Here is a 24,823-nt window from a genome sequence, read left to right on the forward strand (position 1 = left end):
TGATCGACGCAAAAATTCCCCATGCCTACTATTAGGTCACGGTTATGAATCAACAACACCTTGATTTATAAGCATGGAAATCCCCTGAGTGAAACAACGAATTGCTGTGTGTAGTCTTTGCCCATCTCCCACGATGGGCTTTTTTTTATCCAGAATTCGGCAACCATAAAGAAAAACCTGCCATTACAGCAGGTTAGTTGCTCTAAATAAAAAGGCGAGGACCAAAGTCCTCGCCTTTTTTCATTACAGAAGCGCAGCGTTACTTATTCAGTTCCGCCAGGCTCAGCCAGGTTTGCACCACGGTGTCCGGGTTCAGGGACAGGCTGTCGATCCCCTCTTCCATCAGCCAGGCAGCAAAGTCTTCATGGTCGGAAGGCCCCTGACCGCAGATGCCGACATATTTGCCCTGTTTCTTCGCGGCGCGGATGGCCATCGACAGCAGCGCTTTCACCGCCTCGTTACGCTCATCAAAGAGCGCAGAGACCACGCCGGAGTCGCGATCCAGACCCAGCGCCAGCTGCGTCATATCGTTGGAGCCGATAGAGAAGCCGTCGAAGTGTTCCAGGAACTGCTCTGCCAGCAGGGCGTTGGACGGGATCTCACACATCATGATGATTTTGAGTCCGTTCTCGCCGCGTTTCAGCCCCTGACGGGCCAGCTCGTCGACGACGGCTTTCGCCTGATCGACGGTACGCACGAACGGCACCATGATCTCGACGTTGGTCAGCCCCATGTCGTTGCGCACGCGTTTTACCGCCTCGCACTCCAGCGCAAAGCAGTCGCGGAAGCTGTCAGAGACGTAACGACCGGCGCCGCGGAAGCCCAGCATCGGGTTCTCTTCTTCCGGCTCGTAACGCTCGCCGCCCACCAGGTTGGCGTATTCGTTAGATTTGAAGTCAGAGAGACGCACAATGACGCGTTTCGGGAAGAACGCCGCGCCCAGAGTGGCGATCCCTTCGGTCAGACGGCCGACGTAGAACTCCTTCGGCGAGTCGTAACCCTTCATCATCTCGCGGATCTCTTTCTGCAGCTTCGGATCCTGGTCGTCAAATTCCAGCAGCGCGCGCGGGTGAACCCCGATCATGCGGTTGATGATGAACTCCAGACGCGCCAGGCCAACGCCTTCGTTTGGCAGACAGGCGAAGTCAAAGGCGCGGTCCGGGTTGCCGACGTTCATCATGATCTTCAGCGGCAGATCCGGCATGGTGTCGACGCTGGAGCTCTTCACGCTGAAGTCGAGGATCTCGGTGTAGACGTAGCCAGTATCGCCTTCTGCGCAGGAGACGGTAACGTTCTGGTCGTCCTTCATGCGCTCGGTGGCGTCACCGCAGCCGACCACGGCCGGGATGCCCAGCTCGCGGGCGATGATCGCCGCGTGACAGGTACGGCCGCCACGGTTGGTGACAATCGCCGCCGCCTTTTTCATGATCGGTTCCCAGTCCGGGTCGGTCATGTCGGTCACCAGCACGTCGCCCGGCTGGATGCGGTTCATTTCGCTGATGTCGTGAATGACTTTCACCGGGCCCGCGCCGATGCGGTGGCCGATGGCACGGCCTTCCGCGATGATATTGCCCTGGGCATGCAGCGTGTAACGCTCCATCACCTGACCGCGGGAACGCACGGTTTCCGGACGCGCCTGGACAATGAACAGTTTGCCGGTGTTGCCATCTTTGGCCCACTCGATATCCATCGGACGGCCGTAGTGTTTCTCGATCTGCACCGCCTGCTTCGCCAGCTCCTGCACTTCGGCATCGGTCAGGGAGAAGCGGTCGCACTGCTCCTGCGGCACATCTTCAATCCGCACCTGCTTGCCATGCTCCTGGGTCGGAGCGTAGATCATGCGGATTTTTTTCGAACCCATGGTGCGGCGCACGATCGCCGGGCGATCTGCGGCCAGGGTCGGTTTATGAACGTAGAACTCGTCCGGGTTAACGGCACCCTGCACCACCATCTCGCCCAGCCCCCAGGCGGAGGTGATAAAGACCACCTGATCGAAACCCGATTCGGTATCAATAGAGAACATCACGCCTGACGAGGCCAGATCCGAACGCACCATGCGCTGCACGCCCGCCGACAGCGCAACGCCGCGGTGGTCATAACCCTGATGCACGCGATAGGAGATGGCGCGGTCGTTAAACAGGGAGGCAAACACATGTTTTACCGCCACCAGCACGGCATCGTAGCCCTGCACGTTGAGGAAGGTCTCCTGCTGCCCGGCGAACGAGGCATCCGGCATATCTTCTGCGGTAGCAGAGGAGCGCACGGCAAAGGAAGCCTGAGCATCATCAGCAGAGAGCTGGTTGTAGGCGTCGTGAATGGCTTTTTCCAGTTCAGGCTGGAAAGGTGTATCGATGATCCACTGGCGGATCTGGGTCCCGGCTTTGGCAAGCTCAGAGACATCATCAATGTCCGTGTTATCCAGTAGTTCGTAAATGCGCTGGTTTACGCCGCTTTGGTCCAGAAAATAGTTAAACGCATCGGCGGTAGTCGCAAATCCATTCGGTACGGAGACACCCATACTGGACAGATTCGTAATCATTTCACCCAGGGAGGCATTTTTGCCTCCAACTCTGTCTACATCATTCATGCCGAGTTGGTTATACCAAAGCACCAGCGGTGACGAGCCATTGTTGGACATCGAAACAATCCTTTTGTGATATATGAACGGGTTTTAAGAAACTCCTTACTGCGTATTTATACTGTCATATTTATTCGCGCTAAAAAAACGGTGAATCGTGTAAGCACTTTTATTTTTTAGCTTTTCAGACTGTTCCCGCTTAAATGCTAACCCAATGATTCGTATGGATTCCCACAAAAAAACTCAGACTTTAGGGTGATTTTGAAAAATGAAACACCCCTTTCATTAAAAATAAAAATAGCGTTTCATTTTTAATTTCCCTCCCGCGTTGACTGTTGTATTTTACTTTTTTAATTTATGCTTTCAGTCAATTACATCTGATATACAGAGTGTGCAAAATGGATAATGCTGTCGATCGCCACGTTTTTTATATTTCCGATGGTACGGCGATCACCGCCGAAGTGTTGGGCCATGCGGTGATGTCGCAATTCCCGGTTTCCATCAATAGCATCACGTTGCCGTTCGTGGAAAACGAAAGCCGTGCCCGAGCGGTAAAAGATCAAATCGACGCCATTTTCCAGCAGACCGGTGAGCGGCCTCTGGTGTTCTACTCGATTGTGATCCCGGAAATTCGCAATATCATTCTGCAAAGTGAAGGCTTCTGTCAGGACATTGTGCAGGCGCTGGTGGCCCCGCTGCAGCAGGAGTTAAAGCTGGATCCGACCCCGGTGGCGCACCGTACCCACGGCCTGAACCCGGCGAATATCATCAAGTATGATGCCCGTATCGCCGCCATTGACTACACCCTCGCCCATGATGACGGCATCTCGATGCGTAACCTCGATCAGGCCCAGGTCATTCTGCTCGGCGTCTCGCGCTGCGGGAAAACCCCCACCAGCCTCTATCTGGCGTTACAGTTCGGGATCCGCGCGGCAAACTACCCCTTTATTGCCGACGATATGGATAACCTCGTCCTCCCGGCAGCGCTCAAACCCCTGCAGCATAAGCTCTTTGGTCTGACCATTAACCCGGAACGGCTGGCGGCGATCCGTGAAGAGCGTCGGGAGAACAGCCGCTACGCCTCGATGCGCCAGTGCCGGCTGGAGGTAGCCGAAGTTGAAGCCCTGTATCGTAAAAACAACATTCCGTGGCTGAACAGTACCAACTATTCGGTAGAAGAAATCGCCACCAAAATCCTCGACATTATGGGCCTCAATCGCCGCATGTACTAATAGACTAGTTCATTAGTCCATATTCCTTTATACTCCCACCCCACAACAGGGCACCGCTTGTGCCCTGCACTTGAATTCAGCGGGGATTGGTTTAAGGTGATGCCCATCACTTCCCGGTAAGTTACCGTTGAAGCACTACATTCTGAGAAATACCATGAATAAAACCGATGAACTCCGCACAGCGCGTATCGATAGCCTGGTGACGCCAGCTGAACTGGCCCAGCGGTACCCTGTTTCTGCGGCAGTGGCAGAAAACGTGACAACGTCACGTAAACGTATTGAAAAAATTCTAAACGGTGAAGATCGCCGGCTGCTGGTGATTGTTGGCCCCTGTTCTATTCACGACCTTGATGCCGCGATGGACTATGCCCAGCGCCTGAAGGGACTGCGGGATAAACACCATGCCCGCCTGGAAATCGTGATGCGCACCTACTTCGAGAAACCACGCACCGTGGTGGGCTGGAAAGGGCTGATCTCCGATCCCGATTTGAACGGCAGCTACCGGGTGAACCACGGCATTCAGCTGGCGCGCAAGCTGCTGTTGCAGGTCAACGAGCTGGGCGTTCCCACCGCCACCGAATTCCTCGATATGGTGACCGGACAATTTATCGCCGATCTGATTAGCTGGGGGGCTATCGGCGCCCGCACCACCGAAAGCCAGATCCACCGTGAAATGGCTTCGGCGCTCTCCTGCCCGGTGGGCTTTAAAAACGGTACTGACGGTAATACCCGCATCGCGGTAGACGCTATCCGCGCCGCCCGCGCCAGCCATATGTTCCTGTCGCCGGACAAGAACGGTCAGATGACCATCTATCAGACCAGCGGCAACCCATATGGCCACATCATCATGCGCGGCGGCAAACAGCCGAATTATCACCCCCAGGATATTGCGGAAGCCTGCGATACCCTGCGTGAATTCGACCTGCCCGAGCAGCTGGTGGTGGATTTCAGCCACGGCAACTGCCAGAAACAGCACCGCCGTCAGCTGGACGTTTGCGATGAGATTTGCCAGCAGATCCGCAACGGCTCCACCGCCATCGCCGGGATCATGGCCGAAAGCTTCCTGCGCGAAGGTACGCAGAAAGTAGTGGTCGGTCAGCCCATCACGTATGGCCAGTCGATCACCGACCCTTGCCTGAGCTGGGAAGATACCGAGCTCCTGCTGGATAAACTTGCCTCAGCAGTTAACAGTCGTTTTTAAAATCCCTGCCCGGTGGCGGCTTCGCCTTACCGGGCCTGGAAAAGCGATACGTAGGCCGGGTAAGGCGCAGCCGCCACCCGGCTTTTTTTGCATCCCCCTCTTTCACGCACCTCACTGTTTTTTCATAAAACGCTTGCCGTCAAAATCGATTTGTTGATAATGATTATCATTGTTACATTGATTGCTATTTTGAAAAACATTATGTCACGTATGGATAACACTGCTGCAACGCTCACTCGTCCTGAAGACAAAACACAGCCTGCCCCAGGCGCAACCGATCGCCGAATCGACAGTAAACACCTGTTGGGCGAAGAGGGCCGCGTCATAATTGAGCATGACGGCCAGCACTACCTGCTGCGTCAGACACATGCCGGAAAATTAATCCTCACAAAATAAGTCCCCCGCCAGCCACCCAGGTTCCCCCCAGGCAGCCAGCGCTTTTCACTTTTAAATGGAGAGTGGCTCATGCCATACCTGAATACCGCGTCTTTACGCCCGTCGCTGCTGGCACTGGCGATCGTCAGCGCCCTGCCGGGAGCGGCTGTTGCCGCCACCGACAACATGACCGTTACCGCCACCGGTAATGCCCGCAGCGCCTTTGAAGCACCGATGATGGTGAGCGTCATTGACGCCACCGCCCCGGAAAATCAAACCGCCAGTTCCGCCGCCGATCTGCTGCGCCACGTGCCCGGCCTGACCCTCGACGGCGCCGGGCGCACCAACGGCCAGGACGTTAATCTGCGCGGGTACGATCGCCGCGGCGTGCTGGTGCTGGTTGATGGCGTGCGTCAGGGCACCGATACCGGTCACCTGAACAGCACCTTCCTCGATCCGGCCCTGATTAAGCGTATCGAGATCGTGCGCGGGCCGTCCGCCCTGCTGTACGGCAGCGGCGCGATGGGCGGGGTGATCGCCTATGACACCGCCGATGCAAAAGATCTGCTCCAGGCCGGACAAACCAGCGGCTACCGCGTGTTTGGCACCGCCGCCACCGGCGATCACAGCCTCGGCATGGGTGCCAGCGCCTTTGGCCGTACCGACACCCTCGACGGCCTGGTGGCCTGGTCGAGCCGGGATCGCGGCGATATTCGCCAGGGCGGCGGCGGTACCGCGCCGAATGACGAATCGATCAACAACATGCTGGCGAAAGGCAGCTGGCAGCTGGATCGGGCCCAGTCCCTGAGCGGCTCGCTGCGCTATTACAATAATGCGGTGCAGGAGCCGAAAAACCCGCAGACCATCGATGCGGACGACAGCAGCAACCCGATGACCGACCGCTCCACCATTCAGCGGGATGTTCAGCTGGGGTATCACATTGCCCCGGAAGGCAACGACTGGCTGAACGCCGATGCCCGCCTTTACTGGTCCGAGGCACGTATCAATGCTCAGAACATCGATGGCACCGGCGAATTCCGCCAGCAGACTACCAAAGGCGGCAAAGTAGAGAACCGCACCCGCCTGTTCGCCGACTCCTTCGCCTCGCATCTGTTGACCTACGGCGGGGAGTACTACCGTCAGGAGCAGGAGCCGTCCGGGGCCACCACCGGGTTCCCTGATGCGAGCATCGACTTTAGCTCCGGCTGGATCCAGGATGAGATCACCCTGCGCGACCTGCCGATCACCCTGCTGGGCGGTACCCGCTACGATAACTACAGCGGCAGCAGCGACGGCTATGAGGATGTGGATGCCGATAAATGGTCCTCCCGCGCCGGGATCACCCTGTCCCCCGCGGACTGGCTGATGCTGTTCGGCTCTTATGCCCAGGCCTTCCGCGCCCCGACGATGGGGGAAATGTATAACGACGCGAAACACTTCTCCATTGGCCGGTTCTACACCAACTACTGGGTGCCGAACCCGAACCTGCGCCCGGAAACCAACGAAACCCAGGAGTACGGGTTTGGTCTGCGCTTTGACGATCTTTGGCTTTCTGACGATGCGCTGGAGTTCAAAGCCAGCTACTTTGATACCCATGCCAAAGATTACATCTCCACCACCGTCGATTTTGCCGCCGCGACAACCATGTCGTACAACGTGCCGAACGCCAAAATCTGGGGCTGGGACGTGATGGCGAAATACTCCGCCAGCCTGTTCAACCTCGATGTTGCCTACAACCGCACCCGGGGCAAAGACACCGACACCGGCGAGTATATCTCCAGCATCAGCCCGGACACCGTCTCCAGCAAGCTGGATGTCCCCCTGGCGCAGAGCGGCTTTAGCGTCGGCTGGATCGGCACCTTCGCCGATCGCTCCACCCATGTGAGCAGCAGCTACAGCCACCAGCCGGGCTACGCGGTGAATGATTTCTACGTCAGCTATCAGGGCCAGCAGTCGCTGAAAGGCGTCACCACCACCCTGGTGCTCGGCAACGCCTTCGACAAAGAGTACTGGTCTCCGCAGGGCATCCCGCAGGATGGCCGCAACGGCAAGATTTTCGTGAGTTATCAGTGGTAATTACCCTGCCCCGGCGCTGCCGGGGTATTTATCCGGAAGGAAGAGACAATGAATCACTACACACGCTGGCTTGAACTCAAACAAGAAAACCCGGGAAAATATGCGCGGGACATCGCTGCCCTGATGAACATCAGCGAAGCCGAACTGACCTGGGCCCGGGTAGGACATGACGCGTGGCGTCTGCACGGTGAAATTCGCGAGATCCTCAGCGCCCTGGAAGCGGCAGGCGAAACCAAATGCATCTGCCGCAACGAGTATGCGGTTCATGAGCAGGTGGGCACCTTCACTAACCAACACCTGAACGGCCATGCCGGACTGGTGCTCAACCCGCGCGCGCTGGATCTGCGCCTGTTCCTCCACCAGTGGGCCAGCGCGTTTCATATCACCGAAACCACTCCCCGCGGCGAACGCCAGAGCATTCAGTTTTTCGACCATCAGGGCGATGCGCTGCTGAAGGTCTATGCCACCGACAACACGGACATGGCTGCCTGGGGCGACCTGCTGTCCCGCTTTATCTTCGCCGATAACCCGCCGCTGGCGCTGAAAGCCGCCGACCCGGCAGTTAACGTGGCAAATGCCGACGCTGCGATGGTGGACAGCGAGTGGCGCGCCATGACCGACGTCCACCAGTTCTTCGGCCTGCTGAAGCGCCACAGTCTGACCCGGCAACAGGCGTTCCGTCTGGTGGGGGACGACCTCGCCTGTCAGGTGGATAACAGCGCCCTGGTGCAGCTGCTGAATAGCGCCCGTCAGGACGGCAACGAGATCATGATTTTCGTTGGCAACCGCGGCTGCGTGCAGATCTTCACCGGCGCGGTGGAAAAAGTGGTTCCGATGAAGGGCTGGCTGAACATCTTCAACCCGGCCTTTACCCTGCATCTGCTGGAAGAGACCATCGCTGAAAGCTGGGTGACCCGCAAACCGACCGCCGACGGGCATGTCACCAGCCTCGAACTCTTTGCCGCCGACGGGACGCAGATCGCCCAGCTGTACGGTCAGCGCACGGAAGGCGAGCCCGAGCAGAGCCAGTGGCGTTCACAGATCGACGCCCTGACGGTAAAAGGGCTGGCCGCATGAGAAAACTGCTCGCCCTGCTTGTCGCCCTACCGCTGGCCGCCATCGGCGCGGTACAGGAGAGGATCGTCGCCCTCGGCGGCGACGTGACGGAGATTATCTACGCTCTGGGGGCCGAAGGCTCGCTGGTGGCGCGCGACAGCACCAGCCAGTGGCCGGAGCAGGCCACCTCGCTGCCGGACGTGGGCTACCTGCGCCAGCTCAATGCCGAGGGGATCCTGGCGATGCGCCCGACGCTGGTGTTAGCCAGCGCCCAGGCGCAGCCTTCGCTGGCGCTGAAACAGGTCGGGCAGAGTAACGTCAGCGTGGTGACGGTCCCGGGCAGTAATGCCCTCAGCGTCATCGACGAGAAAGTGCGGGTGGTGGCCCTGGCGACGCACCGCATTGTCGAAGGGGAAACCCTGCGTAAGCGCCTGCGGCAGGAGCTGGCTGCGCTGCCCGCCTCGCCGATCGATAAGCGGGTGCTGTTTATCCTCAACCACGGCGGGATGACTGCCATGGCCGCCGGGCAGGAGACCGGGGCCGATGCGGCGATCCGCGCGGCCGGTCTGCATAACGCTATGCAGGGGTTCTCCCGCTATCAGCCACTCTCTCAGGAAGGTGTGATCGCCAGCCGGCCCGATCTGGTGGTGATTTCGCAGGAGGGCGTAAAAGCGATGGGTGGAGAAGCCAATCTGTGGAAGCTGCCAGGTCTGGCGCAAACCCCGGCGGGACGTCATAAACAGGTATTGCAGATTGATGATATGGCACTGCTCGGGTTTAGCGTGCGTACCCCGCAGGCCATCGGACAGCTGCGCAGCAAAGCCGAGCAACTTCCCTGATGCCTCGCCGGATCGGTTATTCCCTGTGGGGGCTGGCAATGGCGCTGGCGGTGATGACGCTGCTGGCCACCGGTTTTGGCGCGTTGCGCCTGCCGGTGTCCCTGCTGTGGAGCGGCAGTGACGAAGCTCTGCGTCAGATCTGGCTCACTATTCGCCTGCCGCGGGTGCTGCTGGCGCTGGTAATTGGCGGCTCGCTGGCGCTGGCGGGCTGCGTGATGCAGGGGCTGTTTCGCAACCCCCTCGCCGATCCGGGTTTGCTCGGGATCAGCAGCGGTGCCGCCTGCGCCGTCGCCCTGTGGGTGGTGTTGCCCATCTCCCTCCCCGCTCTGCTGATGCTCTACGCCCCGATGCTGGCGGCCTTTCTCGGCGCGCTGGCGGCGACCGTAGTGATTTTTCTCCTCAGCCAGCAGCGGGAGAACTCGCTTTCGCGTCTGCTGCTGGTGGGGATCGCCATCAACGCCCTGTGCGGGGCGGCGGTGGGCGTCCTCTCCTGGGTCAGTAACGATGCCCAGCTGCGCCAGCTCTCACTGTGGGGGATGGGCAGTCTCGGCCAGGCGCAGTGGTCCACCCTGCTGGCGGTGACCTCGCTGATGATCCCCACCGTGCTGGTGATCTGGCGGCTGGCTGCAGCCCTGAACCTGCTGCAGCTGGGTGAAGAGGAGGCGCACTATCTGGGCGTCGACGTGCGGCTCGTTCAGCGGGTTTTACTCCTGTGCAGCGCCCTGCTGGTGGCCGCCGCGGTGGCGGTGAGCGGAGTGATCGGTTTTATCGGTCTGGTGGTGCCGCACCTGATGCGCATGTGGCTGGGATCGGATCACCGGGCGGTGATCCCCGGCTCGGTGCTGGCGGGGGCCTTTCTGCTGCTGATTGCCGATACCGCCGCACGCACGCTGGTCGCCCCGGCGGAGATGCCGGTGGGGTTGCTGACCAGCATTCTCGGCGCGCCCTGGTTCCTGTGGCTCATTTTCCGGCGTGGAGGTCAGCATGGCTGAACCCTTACTGGCTGAAGGCCTGTCTTATAGCGTGGCAGGCCGGGCGGTGGTACGCGATGTCTCGCTGTCGCTCGCACAGGGCGAACTGGTGGCGCTGATCGGCCCCAACGGCGCGGGGAAATCAACCCTGCTGCGTCTGTTAACCGGTTTTCTCCGGCCGGATACCGGACGCTGTCTGCTGGACGGAAAAGCCCTGGCGGCGTGGGGTACCCAGGCGTTATCGCGTCAGCGGGCGGTGATGCGCCAGCAAACCCAGCTGGGCTTTGACTGGCCGGTGGAGGCGGTGATCGGGATGGGGCGTTCGCCCTGGACGCCGCAGCCTGAAGCACAGATCGTCAGCGAGGTGATGCAGCTCACCGGCTGCCAGCCGCTGGCGGGTCGTCAGTATGCGGCCCTGTCGGGCGGGGAGCAGCAGCGGGTACAACTGGCCCGGGCACTGGCGCAGCTGTGGTGCGACGCCGCGCCGCGCGGCTGGCTGTTCCTCGATGAGCCCACCTCGGCGCTGGATCTTTACCACCAGCAGCATCTGCTGCGGCTGTTGAAAACGCTGACTGCGGACGGGAATTTGCACGTCTGCGTAGTGCTGCACGATCTCAATCTGGCCGCCTTATGGGCCGACCGGATCGTGCTCCTGCACGAGGGGAGGATTGTCTCCCAGGGAACGCCCCCGTCGGTGCTAAAGGCCGATGACCTTGCGCGCTGGTATGGCGCGCAGGTACATGTGGGCCTGCATCCGTTGAACGCTACTCCCCAGGTTTTTCTCGTCTCTTAGCTTGAGCAACTCACTTCCAGCCGCTTACCCCAGTCGGGCGGGCGGCTGATGTAGTCATCGTTGCGGTCGGCAAACGGCGTACGCAGCGCCTCGTGCAACCGGTGCAGTTCGGCGTAATCGCCTTTCTCCGCCTGCTCGATCGCCCGCTGCGCCAGCCAGTTGCGCAGCACCATCGCCGGGTTAACGGCATTCATCTGTGTCTGACGCTCGTCATCCGCGATATTCTCCCGCTGGAGACGTTCGCGGTAGGTCGCGAACCAGTCATCGAAGGCCTGCCGGTCGATAAATTCGTCGCGAAGCGGCGAGGCGGCGCTGTGCTGCTCGGTTTGGCCCAGCATGCGGAAGGTGCGGGTGTAGTCGCTGCCTTCCCGCGCCATCAGCGCAAACAGGTTATTCAGGATGTCGTTGTCGCCCCGCTCCTGGGTCATCAGCCCCAGCTTACGGCGCATCAGCTTGCCATACTGCTGCAGGAGCACCTCCTGATAGCCATCCAGCGCGTCGTTGAGGGCGTCAACATCGATAAACGGCGACAGGGACTGTGCCAGCCGCTGCAGGTTCCACAGCCCCACCGCCGGCTGGTTATCAAAGCTGTAGCGCCCCTGATAGTCGGAGTGGTTACAGATATAGCCCGGCTGATAGTCGTCGAGGAAGCCGTACGGGCCGTAGTCGATGGTCAGACCGAGGATCGACATGTTATCGGTGTTCATCACCCCGTGGGCAAAGCCCACCGTCTGCCAGCTGGCGATCAGCGCGGCAGTCCGCGTCACCACATCGCGGAACCAGAGGATGTATTTATCGGCATCGTCCTGCAACTGCGGCCAGTGATGCTTGATGACAAAATCCGCCAGCTGGCGAACTTTCTCCGGCTCGCGGCGATAGTAGAAGTGTTCGAAATGACCGAAGCGGGCGTGACTTTGAGCCACGCGGATCAGCATTGCCCCCTGCTCCATGGTCTCACGTGCCACAGGCGTGTCGCTGGTGATGATCGACAGCGCGCGAGTGGTGGGGATCCCGAGGGCGTGCATCGCTTCCGAGGCCAGGCTTTCACGGATGGTCGAACGCAGCACGGCGCGCCCGTCGCCCATACGTGAATAAGGGGTGAGCCCGGCGCCTTTCAGGTGCCAGTCCATCGTTTGCCCGTTGGCGAGTTGCTGTTCGCCGAGCAGGATCCCCCGCCCGTCCCCCAGCTGCCCGGCCCAGACGCCGAACTGATGGCCGCTGTAAACCTGGGCCAGCGGCTGCATGCCCGGCAGCAGGGTTTCGCCGCCAAACACGCCAGCGCCCTGTTCGGGGCTAAACAGCGACTCCGGGATCGCCAGCTCGGTGGCCAGCGCCGTGTTATGCCAGATCAGGCGGGCATTATTGAGTGGAGTGGGTTTCAGAGCCGTATAAAAGCCGGGTAATTCATCATGCCAGTGCGCGGTAAAAGACAGGGTCATAGGTCCTCCTGCTTTTAGTGTAGTGGGTTTATCAGAGGTTAAACACCGGGTAAGGTAAGGGTTATCCCTGCACCAGGGTGGTAATGCGCTCAAGGGGAACGGCAGGCCACAAGCCGCCCTGCATGGCGCTGAAGCCAAATGCCGACAGCCGCTGCAGGGTAAGATCGTCGTCCACGCCCGCCACCATCAATGACTGACAGTAGGGCGAGACCTGAGTCATGATCGCCTTTAATAACAGTTCGAATGTATTATCTGTTAAATGCTGTTGAATGAAGTTTTTATCCAGCGCCACGCGTTTAAACATGCCATCAAAAATGGCTTTGGTGGAGGCATCTCCGGCGCCGAAATTGCCGAGCACCAGCGGAAAACGCAGGGCAAAGTCCATCAGGGCCGTATTCATATTGCCTTTATTCAGATCGGGGGTAATGACTCCAACTTATTGATAGTGTTTTATGTTCAGATAATGCCCGATGACTTTGTCATGCAGCTCCACCGATTTTGAGAACGACAGCGACTTCCGTCCCAGCCGTGCCAGGTGCTGCCTCAGATTCAGGTTATGCCGCTCAATTCGCTGCGTATATCGCTTGCTGATTACGTGCAGCTTTCCCTTCAGGCGGGATTCATACAGCGGCCAGCCATCCGTCATCCATATCACCACGTCAAAGGGTGACAGCAGGCTCATAAGACGCCCCAGCGTCGCCATAGTGCGTTCACCGAATACGTGCGCAACAACCGTCTTCCGGAGCCTGTCATACGCGTAAAACAGCCAGCGCTGGCGCGATTTAGCCCCGACGTATCCCCACTGTTCGTCCATTTCCGCGCAGACGATGACGTCACTGCCCGGCTGTATGCGCGAGGTTACCGACTGCGGCCTGAGTTTTTTAAGTGACGTAAAATCGTGTTGAGGCCAACGCCCATAATGCGGGCGGTTGCCCGGCATCCAACGCCATTCATGGCCATATCAATGATTTTCTGGTGCGTACCGGGTTGAGAAGCGGTGTAAGTGAACTGCAGTTGCCATGTTTTACGGCAGTGAGAGCAGAGATAGCGCTGATGTCCGGCAGTGCTTTTGCCGTTACGCACCACCCCGTCAGTAGCTGAACAGGAGGGACAGCTGATAGAAACAGAAGCCACTGGAGCACCTCAAAAACACCATCATACACTAAATCAGTAAGTTGGCAGCATCACCTTCAGACTGATAAGCAATATCCAGCATCACAATCATGGCGTCTGACCCGGTTTAAAAACGATACAAGACATCCTGAAACATATGCTGAAGCAATTCAACTTTATGGATTTTAATAAGATTAATTTCATTCGTTCCATTAAATATTCGGATTTTCCTTAGTCCTGAAATAATCTTATCCTGGATAGTGCTTAATAGCCAGTTGTCGCTAACTAACAGAATTGCTTCAAATTAATTCAGCAGCTAAGCAATTCTCCACAATTAAAGCTCACTAACGAATAACATTTACGGATGAAAGAGAATGTCGCGCCGCGCGGCGCGACAGGGTTAAATACGTCGCGCTTGCCAGAAATTTTTACGCCAGTAGACGTTATTGAGGGAAGAGCGCATCACACCACGACTGGTAGAGGCATGAATAAATTGATTGTCGGTGTCATATATCCCGACGTGTAGCCCGCTTTCGCCGGAGCCGGTTTTGAAAAACACCAGATCGCCCGGAAGCAGCTCATCTTTGTCAATTTCGGTGCCAATGGTGGCCTGCTGGCGCGTTTCACGCGGCAGCTGTAGCGCAAACTGGTCGCGGAAGGTCAGGAGCACAAATCCTGAACAATCAATCCCGCCACGCGTCATGCCGCCATAGCGATAAGGGGTGCCGCTCCAGTGATGCAGCTGATCGTTCAGACCGGCAATCACGGCAATAGAATCGGACAGCCGCGCGTTCGGAGGCGGTGCGCGATGGCTGCTGCATCCTGCAAGAAATAGCGCGGCCACAAGAAGAAAACAGAATCGCATTCCAGACGAATCCTCTGATTTTTGTGCTTTCCGTAATTTAGCCTGTGAATATGTCGCTGTGCAACAAGCGGTTATTCCTGGGACGTCGAAATGATCATTCTGTGACCTTCGATGTCCAGACGGCGAAATGACATGTCGTAGGCTTTAGCCAGATTCGGCGGCGTCAGCACGCTGTCCCGCGCGCCGCTGGCGATAAGCAACCCCCGCTTCAACAGCCAGACGCGATGGGCGTGGCGCAGCGTATGGTTCAAATCGTGGCTGCTCATAACCACCGCAATCCCCTGCCGTGACAGGGCGCTTAACAGCCGGTCGAGGGCCACCTGCTGGGCGACGTCGAGACTGTTCATCGGCTCGTCCAGCAACAATAGCTGGCCGTGCGGATTGCCGACAGGGTGGATTTGCAGGATCACGGCAGCCAGCCGCACGCGCTGCCACTCCCCGCCGGAGAGCTGGCTGACGTGGCGAGACAGCTTATCCTCGATACCCAGCGCCCCCGCCACGTCACTTAACAACGTTTTTTGCTGTTTGTCGTACTGATGCAACGTCAGATAGTGCCAGACCGGCATGGCGAACGGCGCGCTTTGCTGCTGGGCCAGATAAGCCCTGCGGCAGGCCAGCGACGCAGGGGACCACCGGGGGAGCGGCTCGCCCCGCAACAGGATTTCGCCCGGCCCGGCGCTCAGCCCGGCCATACGCGCAAGCAATGTGCTTTTACCTGCCCCGTTCGGGCCGACCAGGTGCAGGATCTCCCCCGCATTAACCTGGGCGGAAATCGCTTGCAGACGCCCGGTTTCCGTCACGCCATTGAGCTGCATCAGCATCGACATTACTTCGCGAGTGCCAGCTTGATCGCTTCCATCAGGATCGGATCCTCAGGGGTCATATCCGGCGCAAAACGCTGGACCACTTCCCCATCGCGGCCAATCAGGAATTTTTCGAAATTCCATAAAATGTCATCAGGATAGAGCGGCGCACGGCCTTTGCTTGCCAGACGCTCATAAAAACCGCTGCTTTCAGGAGCGACAGCCACCGGGGCGGCGGCAATCAATTTTTGGTACAGCGGGTGACGGGCTTCGCCATTGACATCGATTTTGCTGAACATCGGGAAGGTAATGCCATAGGTAGTGCTACAGAAGGTTTTGATCTCCTCTTCGCTACCGGGCTCCTGGCCGAGGAACTGGTTGCACGGGAAACCGAGCACGGTAAACCCGTCCTTTTCCCATGCTTTGTGGATATTTTCGAGCTGCTCATACTGCGGCGTCAGACCGCATTTCGATGCCACGTTCACCACCAGCAGCACCTTGCCTTTATAGTCCGCAAGGGTGGTGGTTTTGCCATCAATGGTCGTCACTTCGGTGTTCAGAATATCGTTCGGCATAGCATTCTCTCAGGTTGTGTTTCAGATGGGCTGTACTTAACGTCCGGCTTTTAAGAGTAGCCAGATAAACACGGGTGCGCCCAGTGTCGCAGTCACCACCCCAATGGGCAGCTCCGCGGCATTGAGCGCCAGGCGCGCGATGATATCCGCGAAAAGCAGCGTTGCGCCGCCCGTCACTGCCGCAGCGGGCAATAACAGCCGGTGATCGGTAATACCGCACAAACGCAGCATATGGGGAATGACAAGACCGATAAAGCCGATAGCTCCGGCCAGGGCTACGCTCACGCCCACCATCCAGCCGATGGCGACCACCAGCGTGTTGCGCCAGAAGGTGAGCGGCAGGCCGAGCTGACGGGCCGAAATCTCCCCCAGCGCCAGAATGTTCAGCGGCGGTGCCTGAAAGCAGGACCAGACGATGGCGGGTGCCAGCAGCAGCATCAGCCAGCCCTGCCCCCAGTCCACGCCGCCGAAACCGCCCATCATCCAGTACATCAGCTGGCGCAGGTCGAAGGCGGTGGAAAAATAGACTGCCCAGGTCATCAGGGCGCTACAGATGATACCCAGCGCCACCCCGGCCAGCAGCAGGCGGCTCACGGAGAGGTGACGGCGGGCGAAACGCAGCAAGATGAGGGTGATGATCAGCGCCCCGGCGATGGCGCAGAGGCTTAAGCTCCAGCCCGATAACACCCCGCCGCCGAGCATCACGGCGGCAATCAGCCCTACCCCGGCCCCGTTCGATACGCCCAATAATCCAGGCTCCGCCAGCGGGTTGTCGAACAGCGCCTGCATGATCGTTCCGCTGAGCGCCAGCGCTGCCCCCACCAGCACCACGGCCAGCGTACGCGGCAGGCGGATTTGCCAGATAAACAGCTCCCCACGGGGAGTGAACCACGCTTCAGGTCCAATCCACCGATCGCCGGCGCACAGGCTCAATCCCAGCGCGATAACCAGCGCCAGTAACAGAAAGAGCAATTTACGCAGATCGGAGCGGTACTGCTGACGGGCAAGTTCGGGCATCAGAGTCATTATGCGGGTGAATGATGTAACTGATTTTACGGTGGGTTTACAGCAGCGCAAAGAAAAAAGGCCGCATCAGCGGCCTTTTTGGTTAGATCATATCACTCTGCTTTGGGTGAAGCGTTTTCGACACGGCTTTTTAACTTCTGGCCGGGTCTGAAGGTCACCACGCGGCGAGCTGTAATGGGAATATCCTCACCCGTCTTCGGGTTACGGCCCGGACGTTGATTTTTGTCGCGCAAATCAAAGTTACCAAAGCCGGAGAGTTTTACCTGCTCACCATTTTCCAGAGCGCGACGGATCTCTTCGAAAAACAGCTCAACCAGCTCTTTGGCATCCCGTTTGCTAAGCCCAAGCTTATCAAACAGATATTCGGACATTTCAGCTTTTGTAAGCGCCATAGGTTCAATCCCTCAATGATGCCTGGAATCGCTCTTTTAATGCCTCTACACATTTGGCGACGGTAGCGGCAATCTCCTCTTCTTCGAGTGTACGGCTGGTATCCTGAAGGATCAGGCTGATAGCCAGGCTCTTAAAGCCCTCTGCTACGCCCTTACCGCGGTACACGTCAAATAAGTTTACGCCAACTACCTGATTTACGCCAACTTTCTTACATTCGGCCAAAATATCTGCGGCAGGCACATTTTCGGCCACCACAACTGCAATATCACGACGGTTTGCAGGGAAGCGGGAAACGTCCTGAGCCTGAGGAATGACGCGGTCTGCGACCTTGTTCCACTCCAGTTCAAACGCCAGCGTGCGGCCATTGAGATCCAGCTTGCGTTCCAGCTCCGGGTGCACAACACCAATGAAACCAACGCGTTCACCTTTCAGATAAATCGCGGCGCTCTGGCCCGGATGCAGGGCTGGAATGGCTTCAGCACGGAACTCAATTTCAGACAATTTACCGGTCAGATCCAGCACCGATTCCAGATCGCCCTTCAGGTCGTAAAAATCAACGCTGTTTTTACTCAGATCCCAGTGCTCTTCATAGCGGTTGCCGCAGATAGCGCCCGCCAGCATCAGATCCTGACGGATGCCGAGGTTAGCCTGGGTATCCGGCACAAAGCGCAGACCGGTTTCGAAGATGCGCACACGGCTCTGCTGACGGTTCTGGTTGTAAACGATGGTGCTTAGCAGGCCAGTCAGCAGCGACAGACGCATGGCGGACATTTCGCTGGAGATTGGGCTTGGCAGAATCAATGCTTCCTGGCCCGGGTGGATCAGCTGCTGCACTTTCGGGTCAACGAAACTGTAGGTGATCACTTCCTGGTAACCTTTGTCGTTCAGCATGGTTTTCACACGCTTCAGAGAGAGGTCGGCTTCGCGATGGGAGCCCATCACCAGGCCAGCCTGCACCGGCTCATCAGGAATGTTGTTGTAGCCGTAAACACGGGCCACTTCTTCCACCAGATCTTCTTCGATCTCCATATCGAAACGCCAGCTCGGCGCTACGGCAGTCCACTCGTCCTGACCTTCGGCCACTTCACAGCCCAGACGGCGCAGAATGTCGCTCACCTGGGCATCGGCAATGTGATGACCAATCAGGCGATCCAGCTTGCCGCGACGCAGGGTGATGGTCGCAGGCTTCGGCAGATACGCGTCGCTGGTGACATCAATTACCGGACCGGCTTCGCCGCCGCAGATGTCGATCAGCAGGCGGGTTGCGCGCTCCATCGCTTTGTACTGCAGGGCCGGATCCACGCCGCGCTCATAGCGGTGAGACGCATCGGTATGCAGACCATGACGACGGGCACGACCGGTAATGGACAGCGGGCTGAAGAAAGCACACTCCAGCAGCACGTTTTGCGTTTCGTCATTCACGCCTGAGTGTTCGCCGCCAAAGATGCCGCCCATCGCCAGCGCTTTGCCGTGGTCGGCAATCACCAGAGTGTCGGCGTTCAGTTTGGCTTCGCTGCCGTCCAGCAGGACCAGGGTTTCGCCCTCTTTCGCCATGCGCACGACGATCCCGCCTTCGATACGATCTTTATCGAACGCGTGCATCGGCTGACCCAGTTCCAGCAGGACATAGTTGGTCACGTCAACCACCGCATCGATAGAGCGGATGCCGCAGCGACGCAGCTTCTCTTTCATCCACAGCGGGGTCGGCGCCTTGACGTTGATCCCCTTCACCACACGGCCCAGGTAGCGCGGACAGGCGTCTGCGGCTTCAACCTGAATCTGCAGCGTGTCGCTGATAGTCGCGGCAACTGGCGCGATTTCTGGCGCGTTCAGTTCAGTCTGGTTCAGTACCGCCACGTCGCGGGCCACGCCGATGATACCTAAACAGTCGGCACGGTTCGGGGTGACGCTGATCTCGATAGTGTTGTCATCGAGCTTCAGGTAGTCGCGCAGGTCGGTGCCAATCGGCGCATCCGCTGGCAGCTCAATAATGCCAGAGTGATCGTCGGAAATACCCAGCTCGGAGAACGAGCACAGCATCCCTTCAGAAGGCTCGCCGCGCAGTTTTGCCGCTTTGATTTTGAAATCACCCGGCAGCACCGCGCCAACGGTCGCCACGGCCACTTTCAGGCCCTGACGGCAGTTCGCCGCGCCGCAGACGATATCCAGCAGACGTTCGCCGCCCACGTTAACTTTGGTGACACGCAGTTTGTCTGCGTTCGGGTGCTGGCCGCACTCCACGACTTCACCGATAACCACGCCGTTAAAGGCACCAGCAACCGGCTCAACGCCGTCCACTTCCAGGCCGGCCATGGTGATCTGGTTAGAGAGCGCCTCGCTGTCGAGCTCGGTGTTCACCCATTCGCGTAACCACAGTTCACTGAATTTCATTGTTCTGTCCTGCCCTTATTTAAACTGTTTGAGGAAACGCAGATCGTTTTCGAAGAAAGCGCGCAAGTCGGTCACGCCATAACGCAGCATGGTCAGACGCTCCATCCCCATACCGAACGCAAAGCCGGAGTAAACTTCCGGGTCAATGCCGACGTTACGCAGCACGTTCGGGTGCACCATGCCGCAGCCCAGCACTTCCAGCCATTTGCCGTTTTTACCCATCACATCAACTTCTGCGGACGGTTCGGTGAACGGGAAGTAGGACGGACGGAAACGAACCTGCAGATCTTCCTCAAAGAAGTTGTTCAGGAAATCGTGCAGCGTGCCCTTCAGGTTGGTGAAGCTGATATTTTTATCAACGATCAGACCTTCCATCTGGTGGAACATTGGAGTGTGGGTCTGATCGTAGTCGTTACGATAGACGCGACCCGGGGCGATGATGCGGATCGGCGGTTCCTGCTCCTTCATGGTACGGATCTGCACGCCAGAGGTCTGGGTGCGCAGCAGACGCGTGGCATCGAACCAGAAAGTGTCGTGGTCAGCACGTGCCGGGTGGTGGCCTGGGATATTCAGGGCATCGAAGTTATGGTAATCGTCTTCGATTTCCGGGCCGGTCGCCACGGTAAAGCCGAGCTCACCGAAGAAACTTTCAATGCGGTCGATGGTGCGGGTGACCGGATGCAGACCACCGTTCTCAATACGGCGACCCGGCAGGGAGACATCGATGGTTTCGGCGGCCAGGCGGGCATTCAGCGCGGCGCTTTCCAGCGCGTTTTTACGCTCGTTCAGCACCTGCTGAACCTGCTCTTTGGCTTCGTTAATCACCGCACCTGCAGCCGGACGCTCTTCTGGCGGCAACTCACGCAGGGTAGTCATTTGAAGGGTCAGGTGCCCTTTCTTGCCCAGATATTCGACGCGGACGTTGTCTAACGCGGCAACATCTGAGGCCTGGTTAATGGCGGCCGTTGCACTGGCAACCAGCTCTGCGAGATGTGACATGGTTTTCCTCGTTATGTAGCGATATTTACAAGCGGCAGATACAAAAAAAGCCTCCATCAGGAGGCTTTCTGGCGCTGTTTTCCGTTTCGTCTTTCACGCGCTAGCCTCCTGATGTCAGGTGCTAAAGTAAAAGAAGAAGCGGAAAATAGCAGCATTCATGCTTGCATTACCTTGTGTGGTAAGAGACCTAACGCCTTATTGAAAAGGGTCGGCGGAAAATTGTCAACGTTTTGATGCTGTTGAAACGAAAAGAGGGAGCAGAGCTCCCTCTTTCAACTGGCTTATGCCAGAGCTGCTTTCGCTTTTTCGACCAGAGCGGTGAACGCTACTTTGTCGAATACTGCGATGTCAGCCAGGATCTTACGGTCGATTTCAACAGAGGCTTTTTTCAGGCCGTTGATGAATTTGCTGTAAGAAATACCGTTCTGACGTGCTGCTGCGTTGATACGCGCAATCCACAGTTGACGGAACTGACGTTTACGTTGACGACGGTCACGGTAAGCGTACTGACCTGCTTTGATAACTGCCTGGAAGGCAACGCGGTATACGCGTGAACGCGCACCGTAGTAGCCTTTGGCTTGTTTCAAAATTTTCTTGTGACGTGCGCGGGCAACTACACCACGTTTTACGCGAGCCATATGTGCTCTCCTGTATCTATATTCTTAGTAAAAAATTAAACGTTAACGGCTTATGCGTACGGCAGGCACGCGATAACCAGACCCAGATCGCCTTTAGACACAAGGCCTTTTGGACGCAGGTGACGTTTACGCTTAGTAGATTTTTTGGTCAGAATATGACGCAGGTTTGCGTGCTTACGCTTAAATCCACCACCACCGGTTTTTTTGAAGCGCTTAGCAGCACCGCGTACGGTCTTAATTTTTGGCATCTTAATAACTTCCACTTCGCATTGTTAAATAAACGAAACCCAGGCGAACAAAACCTGCGAAGCCTGTTGGCTCCACAGGTTTTGCTACTTGAAGGCCTACTGTTTCTTCTTAGGAGCGAGCACCATGATCATCTGGCGGCCTTCGATCTTCGTAGGGAAGGATTCGACTACTGCCAGTTCACTCAGATCGTCACGGACGCGGTTAAGCACTTCCATACCGATCTGTTGGTGGGCCATCTCACGACCGCGGAAACGCAGCGTGATCTTGGCCTTATCGCCATCTTCCAGAAAGCGTATCAGGCTGCGGAGTTTTACCTGATAATCGCCATCGTCGGTACCAGGACGGAATTTAATTTCCTTAACCTGGATAACTTTTTGCTTCTTCTTCTGTTCCTTAGAAGACTTGCTCTTTTCATAAAGGAACTTGCCGTAGTCCATGATACGACAAACTGGCGGTTCGGCGTTAGGGCTGATTTCAACTAAATCTACTCCAGCTTCTTCAGCCTTTTCGATCGCTTCTCTCAGACTCACAATCCCCAGCTGCTCGCCTTCCAGACCTGTTAAGCGAACTTCCTGGGCGCGAATCTCGCCATTGATACGATTCGGACGTGCCGTTTGAACTCGTTTTCCGCCTTTAATACCTTATTCCTCCAGTTGTTGAAGACTGCGGCTGCGAATCTCTTGTTGCAGCTTCTCAATCACTTCATTTACGTCCAGGCTGCCCAGGTCTTTACCACGGCGGGTGCGAACGGCAACTTTGCCTGCTTCCACCTCTTTATCACCACAGACCAACATATACGGGACACGACGTAAAGTGTGCTCGCGGATTTTAAAGCCAATCTTCTCATTTCTCAAGTCTGCTTTTACGCGAATGCCCGCATTTTGTAGTTTCTGCGTCAATTCTTTAACGTAATCAGCCTGAGAATCAGTAATGTTCATCACGACTACCTGCACTGGCGCAAGCCAGGTTGGGAAGAAGCCCGCGAACTCTTCGGTCAGGATGCCGATGAAGCGCTCCAGTGAACCGAGGATAGCACGGTGAATCATTACCGGCACCTGACGCTCGTTATCTTCGCCAACGTAAGAGGCGCTTAAACGCTGCGGCAGGGAGAAGTCCAGCTGTACAGTACCGCACTGCCATGCACGATCGAGACAGTCATACAGGGTAAATTCAATTTTCGGACCGTAGAATGCGCCCTCGCCCAGCTGGTATTCGAACGGGATACCGTTCTCTTCCAGCGCCACGGCGAGATCCGCCTCAGCACGATCCCAGGTCTCATCGCTACCGATACGTTTTTCCGGACGCGTTGAGAGTTTGACGACGATCTTCTCGAAGCCAAAGGTGCTGTACATATCGTAGACCATACGAATACAGGCGTTAACTTCATCACGTACCTGATCTTCAGTACAGAAGATATGCGCATCATCCTGCGTAAAGCCACGAACGCGCATCAGACCGTGCAGCGCACCTGATGGCTCGTTACGGTGGCAACTACCGAACTCCGCCATACGCAGCGGCAGATCGCGGTAAGATTTCAGACCCTGGTTAAAGATCTGAACGTGGCCCGGGCAGTTCATTGGCTTGATGCAGTATTCACGGTTCTCAGAAGAGGTGGTGAACATCGCATCTTTGTAGTTGTCCCAGTGGCCGGTTTTTTCCCACAGCACACGGTCCATCATGAACGGGCCTTTTACTTCCTGATACTGGTACGCTTTCAGTTTGGAACGCACGAAAGTTTCCAGCTCACGGAAGATAGTCCAGCCGTCGTTGTGCCAGAAGACCATACCCGGCGCCTCTTCCTGCATATGATACAGGTCGAGCTGTTTACCGATTTTACGGTGGTCGCGCTTCGCCGCTTCTTCCAGACGCTGCAGATACGCGTTCAGGGCTTTTTTGTCAGCCCAGGCGGTACCGTAGATGCGCTGCAACATCTTATTGTTGCTGTCGCCACGCCAGTAAGCGCCCGCGGTTTTCATCAGTTTGAAGTGATGGCAGAAGCGCATGTTCGGCACGTGCGGTCCACGGCACATGTCGATGTATTCTTCGTGATGATACAAGCCAGGCTTGTCATCATGAGCAATGTTCTCGTCAAGAATAGTGACTTTGTAGTTTTCACCACGCTTCACGAAGGTTTCACGCGCTTCGTGCCAGCTCACGGTCTTCTTGATGACGTCGTAGTTGCTCTCAGCCAGCTCGTGCATACGCTTTTCGAGGGCTTCGATATCTTCCTGGGTCAGCGTGTGGTCAAGATCGACGTCATAGTAGAAACCGTTGTCGATAACCGGGCCGATAGCCATTTTGGTATTAGGCCACAGCTGCTTGATCGCATGACCGAGCAGGTGAGCGCACGAGTGACGAATGATCTCCAGACCTTCTTCGTCTTTCGCGGTGATGATCGACAGCTTCGCATCGTTTTCAATTAAATCGGAAGCATCAACCAGCGTACCGTTTACGCGGCCAGCAATAGTGGCTTTCGCCAGACCCGGGCCGATATCCAGCGCAACATCCATTGGGCTGACGGCGCGGTCAAAATGGCGTTGGCTGCCATCAGGAAGAGTAATTACAGGCATTTTATGTCCTTATTTGCAGTGATGCCCCACACATAAGAGCATATGCAAAGAAAATAATCTTTAATTTACAGTGAATTGCAAAACCATCTGACCAACAATCGTCAAATTGGCCCGCAATCATGCACAGGATCGAAATCAGAAAAATGGCAATTTACGATCAGCCTGTTGATGGTAACACTAACGCCAGGGTGAAAACACCCTTACGGGCAGATTGAACGCGTTAGCACTTTCGCATGAGTTTAACGTGGAATTTCAAACAGCTTCTCGCAATACCGGGTGGCTGAGCTATTCTTGAACAGGTCCTTACAACACACTTTGGGGCATAGTATGAACGTATCCAGCAGAACAGTCGTTATCCTGAACATTCTTTCTGCCACCGCGTTACTCGTGATTCTGGCGGATAAGTTTCACTGGTTTTAAAGCTCGCTGTTGCCAGCGCCTGACGCTATAACTTCCCGGTGAAGCGCAATTATTTTTGCTCTTTGGTAGACTTAGCAGTCGACCACGACCAAAGAACAAGGATGATGTGATGCCGACGAAACGCTTTTCAAAAAAATACTGGAAGATGGTGATTGTGTTAATCACCCTTTGTGCTGCCCTGCTGTTATTACGCTGGGCGGCGATGCTTTGGGGTTAATCGT

General features: G+C 56.9%; 26 protein-coding genes, 1 other RNA gene and 1 other annotated feature. Of the genes, 11 read left to right on the forward strand and 16 right to left on the reverse strand.

The window, feature by feature from the left end; genetic code table 11:
• Positions 1 to 38 precede the first annotated feature (38 nt).
• An RNA gene (rprA, locus tag LRS40_RS20645) (antisense sRNA RprA) lies at positions 39 to 149 on the forward strand.
• Positions 150 to 259: 110 nt separating this feature from the next.
• Here the strand turns inward: rprA and ppsA are convergent.
• Entirely contained in the window at positions 260 to 2,638 is a 2,379-nt protein-coding gene (ppsA, locus tag LRS40_RS20650) for a phosphoenolpyruvate synthase (RefSeq protein ID WP_231312540.1), read from the reverse strand.
• A gap of 338 nt (positions 2,639 to 2,976) precedes the next feature.
• Between ppsA and LRS40_RS20655 the strand changes: the two genes are divergently transcribed.
• The 8 genes from LRS40_RS20655 (at position 2,977) to LRS40_RS20690 (ending at position 11,121) form a co-directional block, all read left to right on the forward strand.
• Positions 2,977 to 3,810 carry a pyruvate, water dikinase regulatory protein gene (locus LRS40_RS20655; protein WP_142489193.1) on the forward strand — a complete coding sequence of 278 codons (834 nt, stop codon included), beginning with the start codon at positions 2,977 to 2,979 and terminating at the stop codon, positions 3,808 to 3,810.
• A gap of 154 nt (positions 3,811 to 3,964) precedes the next feature.
• Positions 3,965 to 5,011, forward strand: a complete 1,047-nt coding sequence (gene aroH / locus LRS40_RS20660) for a 3-deoxy-7-phosphoheptulonate synthase AroH (protein WP_142489192.1) — start codon at positions 3,965 to 3,967, stop codon at positions 5,009 to 5,011.
• A gap of 159 nt (positions 5,012 to 5,170) precedes the next feature.
• Entirely contained in the window at positions 5,171 to 5,407 is a 237-nt protein-coding gene (gene hemP / locus LRS40_RS20665; protein ID WP_185902350.1) for a hemin uptake protein HemP, read from the forward strand.
• Positions 5,408 to 5,476: 69 nt separating this feature from the next.
• The gene (locus tag LRS40_RS20670) at positions 5,477 to 7,462 is read left to right on the forward strand and encodes a TonB-dependent hemoglobin/transferrin/lactoferrin family receptor (RefSeq protein WP_231312542.1); all 1,986 of its coding nucleotides are present in this window, start codon (positions 5,477 to 5,479) and stop codon (positions 7,460 to 7,462) included.
• A 48-nt stretch (positions 7,463 to 7,510) separates the two neighbouring features.
• Positions 7,511 to 8,539, forward strand: coding sequence for a hemin-degrading factor (chuS, locus tag LRS40_RS20675; protein ID WP_231312543.1), 1,029 nt, complete (start codon positions 7,511 to 7,513; stop codon positions 8,537 to 8,539).
• Positions 8,536 to 9,357, forward strand: a complete 822-nt coding sequence (locus LRS40_RS20680; protein ID WP_231312544.1) for a hemin ABC transporter substrate-binding protein — start codon at positions 8,536 to 8,538, stop codon at positions 9,355 to 9,357. The genes chuS and LRS40_RS20680 overlap by 4 nt, the downstream gene beginning before the upstream one ends.
• The gene (locus LRS40_RS20685) at positions 9,357 to 10,349 is read left to right on the forward strand and encodes an iron ABC transporter permease (RefSeq protein ID WP_231312545.1); all 993 of its coding nucleotides are present in this window, start codon (positions 9,357 to 9,359) and stop codon (positions 10,347 to 10,349) included. Before LRS40_RS20680 ends, LRS40_RS20685 begins: the two co-directional genes overlap by 1 nt.
• A complete protein-coding gene (locus tag LRS40_RS20690; protein ID WP_142489187.1) occupies positions 10,342 to 11,121 on the forward strand; it encodes a heme ABC transporter ATP-binding protein in 780 nt (259 codons plus the stop codon). Before LRS40_RS20685 ends, LRS40_RS20690 begins: the two co-directional genes overlap by 8 nt.
• Here LRS40_RS20690 and selO read toward each other — a convergent pair.
• The 15 genes from selO to thrS all read right to left on the reverse strand — a co-directional run bounded on the left by selO (position 11,118) and on the right by thrS (position 24,182).
• On the reverse strand, positions 11,118 to 12,560 hold the full coding sequence (gene selO / locus LRS40_RS20695; RefSeq protein ID WP_231312546.1) for a protein adenylyltransferase SelO: 1,443 nt from the start codon (positions 12,558 to 12,560) through the stop codon (positions 11,118 to 11,120). The genes LRS40_RS20690 and selO overlap by 4 nt on opposite strands.
• A gap of 61 nt (positions 12,561 to 12,621) precedes the next feature.
• Positions 12,622 to 12,960 (reverse strand): EAL domain-containing protein, encoded by a 339-nt coding sequence (locus LRS40_RS20700; protein ID WP_231312548.1) that lies wholly within the window; start codon positions 12,958 to 12,960, stop codon positions 12,622 to 12,624.
• A 36-nt stretch (positions 12,961 to 12,996) separates the two neighbouring features.
• Positions 12,997 to 13,694, reverse strand: a protein-coding gene (locus tag LRS40_RS20705) for an IS1-like element IS1A family transposase (protein ID WP_103215986.1) whose coding sequence is annotated in 2 segments (ribosomal slippage) — positions 12,997 to 13,445 and positions 13,445 to 13,694 — 699 coding nt in all. Because the reading frame shifts where the segments join, the coding sequence is not laid out codon by codon here.
• Positions 13,695 to 14,073: 379 nt separating this feature from the next.
• Entirely contained in the window at positions 14,074 to 14,538 is a 465-nt protein-coding gene (locus LRS40_RS20710) for an NlpC/P60 family protein (RefSeq protein WP_142489184.1), read from the reverse strand.
• Positions 14,539 to 14,609: 71 nt separating this feature from the next.
• Positions 14,610 to 15,365, reverse strand: a complete 756-nt coding sequence (btuD, locus tag LRS40_RS20715) for a vitamin B12 ABC transporter ATP-binding protein BtuD (RefSeq protein ID WP_231312549.1) — start codon at positions 15,363 to 15,365, stop codon at positions 14,610 to 14,612.
• A complete protein-coding gene (locus tag LRS40_RS20720; protein WP_142489182.1) occupies positions 15,365 to 15,916 on the reverse strand; it encodes a glutathione peroxidase in 552 nt (183 codons plus the stop codon). The genes btuD and LRS40_RS20720 overlap by 1 nt, the downstream gene beginning before the upstream one ends.
• A gap of 36 nt (positions 15,917 to 15,952) precedes the next feature.
• The gene (gene btuC, locus LRS40_RS20725) at positions 15,953 to 16,933 is read right to left on the reverse strand and encodes a vitamin B12 ABC transporter permease BtuC (protein WP_231312550.1); all 981 of its coding nucleotides are present in this window, start codon (positions 16,931 to 16,933) and stop codon (positions 15,953 to 15,955) included.
• Between the two features lie 101 nt (positions 16,934 to 17,034).
• Positions 17,035 to 17,334, reverse strand: a complete 300-nt coding sequence (gene ihfA / locus LRS40_RS20730; RefSeq protein ID WP_006820203.1) for an integration host factor subunit alpha — start codon at positions 17,332 to 17,334, stop codon at positions 17,035 to 17,037.
• 4 nt (positions 17,335 to 17,338) lie between these two features.
• Positions 17,339 to 19,726 carry a phenylalanine--tRNA ligase subunit beta gene (pheT, locus tag LRS40_RS20735; RefSeq protein WP_231312551.1) on the reverse strand — a complete coding sequence of 796 codons (2,388 nt, stop codon included), beginning with the start codon at positions 19,724 to 19,726 and terminating at the stop codon, positions 17,339 to 17,341.
• Positions 19,727 to 19,741: 15 nt separating this feature from the next.
• Positions 19,742 to 20,725 (reverse strand): phenylalanine--tRNA ligase subunit alpha, encoded by a 984-nt coding sequence (gene pheS / locus LRS40_RS20740; protein ID WP_106993635.1) that lies wholly within the window; start codon positions 20,723 to 20,725, stop codon positions 19,742 to 19,744.
• Between the two features lie 40 nt (positions 20,726 to 20,765).
• Positions 20,766 to 20,889 (reverse strand) — a sequence feature (Phe leader region).
• Positions 20,840 to 20,884, reverse strand: a complete 45-nt coding sequence (pheM, locus tag LRS40_RS20745) for a pheST operon leader peptide PheM (RefSeq protein WP_001386830.1) — start codon at positions 20,882 to 20,884, stop codon at positions 20,840 to 20,842. Its footprint overlaps the feature before it by 45 nt.
• A 117-nt stretch (positions 20,890 to 21,006) precedes the next feature.
• Complete coding sequence (gene rplT / locus LRS40_RS20750; RefSeq protein WP_032617738.1) at positions 21,007 to 21,363, reverse strand: 50S ribosomal protein L20; 357 nt, start codon at positions 21,361 to 21,363, stop codon at positions 21,007 to 21,009.
• Between the two features lie 50 nt (positions 21,364 to 21,413).
• Positions 21,414 to 21,611 (reverse strand): 50S ribosomal protein L35, encoded by a 198-nt coding sequence (gene rpmI, locus LRS40_RS20755; RefSeq protein ID WP_003030583.1) that lies wholly within the window; start codon positions 21,609 to 21,611, stop codon positions 21,414 to 21,416.
• A gap of 96 nt (positions 21,612 to 21,707) precedes the next feature.
• Positions 21,708 to 22,250, reverse strand: a complete 543-nt coding sequence (infC, locus tag LRS40_RS20760; protein WP_023616141.1) for a translation initiation factor IF-3 — start codon at positions 22,248 to 22,250, stop codon at positions 21,708 to 21,710.
• A 3-nt stretch (positions 22,251 to 22,253) separates the two neighbouring features.
• Positions 22,254 to 24,182, reverse strand: coding sequence for a threonine--tRNA ligase (gene thrS / locus LRS40_RS20765; protein ID WP_142489179.1), 1,929 nt, complete (start codon positions 24,180 to 24,182; stop codon positions 22,254 to 22,256).
• Between the two features lie 327 nt (positions 24,183 to 24,509).
• On the opposite strand from thrS, the gene yncL reads away from it, so the two are divergent.
• Both yncL and yniD read left to right on the forward strand, forming a co-directional pair.
• The gene (gene yncL / locus LRS40_RS20770) at positions 24,510 to 24,602 is read left to right on the forward strand and encodes a stress response membrane protein YncL (RefSeq protein WP_072036629.1); all 93 of its coding nucleotides are present in this window, start codon (positions 24,510 to 24,512) and stop codon (positions 24,600 to 24,602) included.
• A gap of 109 nt (positions 24,603 to 24,711) precedes the next feature.
• The gene (gene yniD / locus LRS40_RS20775; RefSeq protein ID WP_231312552.1) at positions 24,712 to 24,819 is read left to right on the forward strand and encodes a small membrane protein YniD; all 108 of its coding nucleotides are present in this window, start codon (positions 24,712 to 24,714) and stop codon (positions 24,817 to 24,819) included.
• Positions 24,820 to 24,823: the final 4 nt, after the last annotated feature.

The sequence above is a fragment of the Leclercia sp. G3L genome, assembly GCF_021117075.1.
Lineage (GTDB): Bacteria > Pseudomonadota > Gammaproteobacteria > Enterobacterales > Enterobacteriaceae > Enterobacter > Enterobacter adecarboxylatus_C.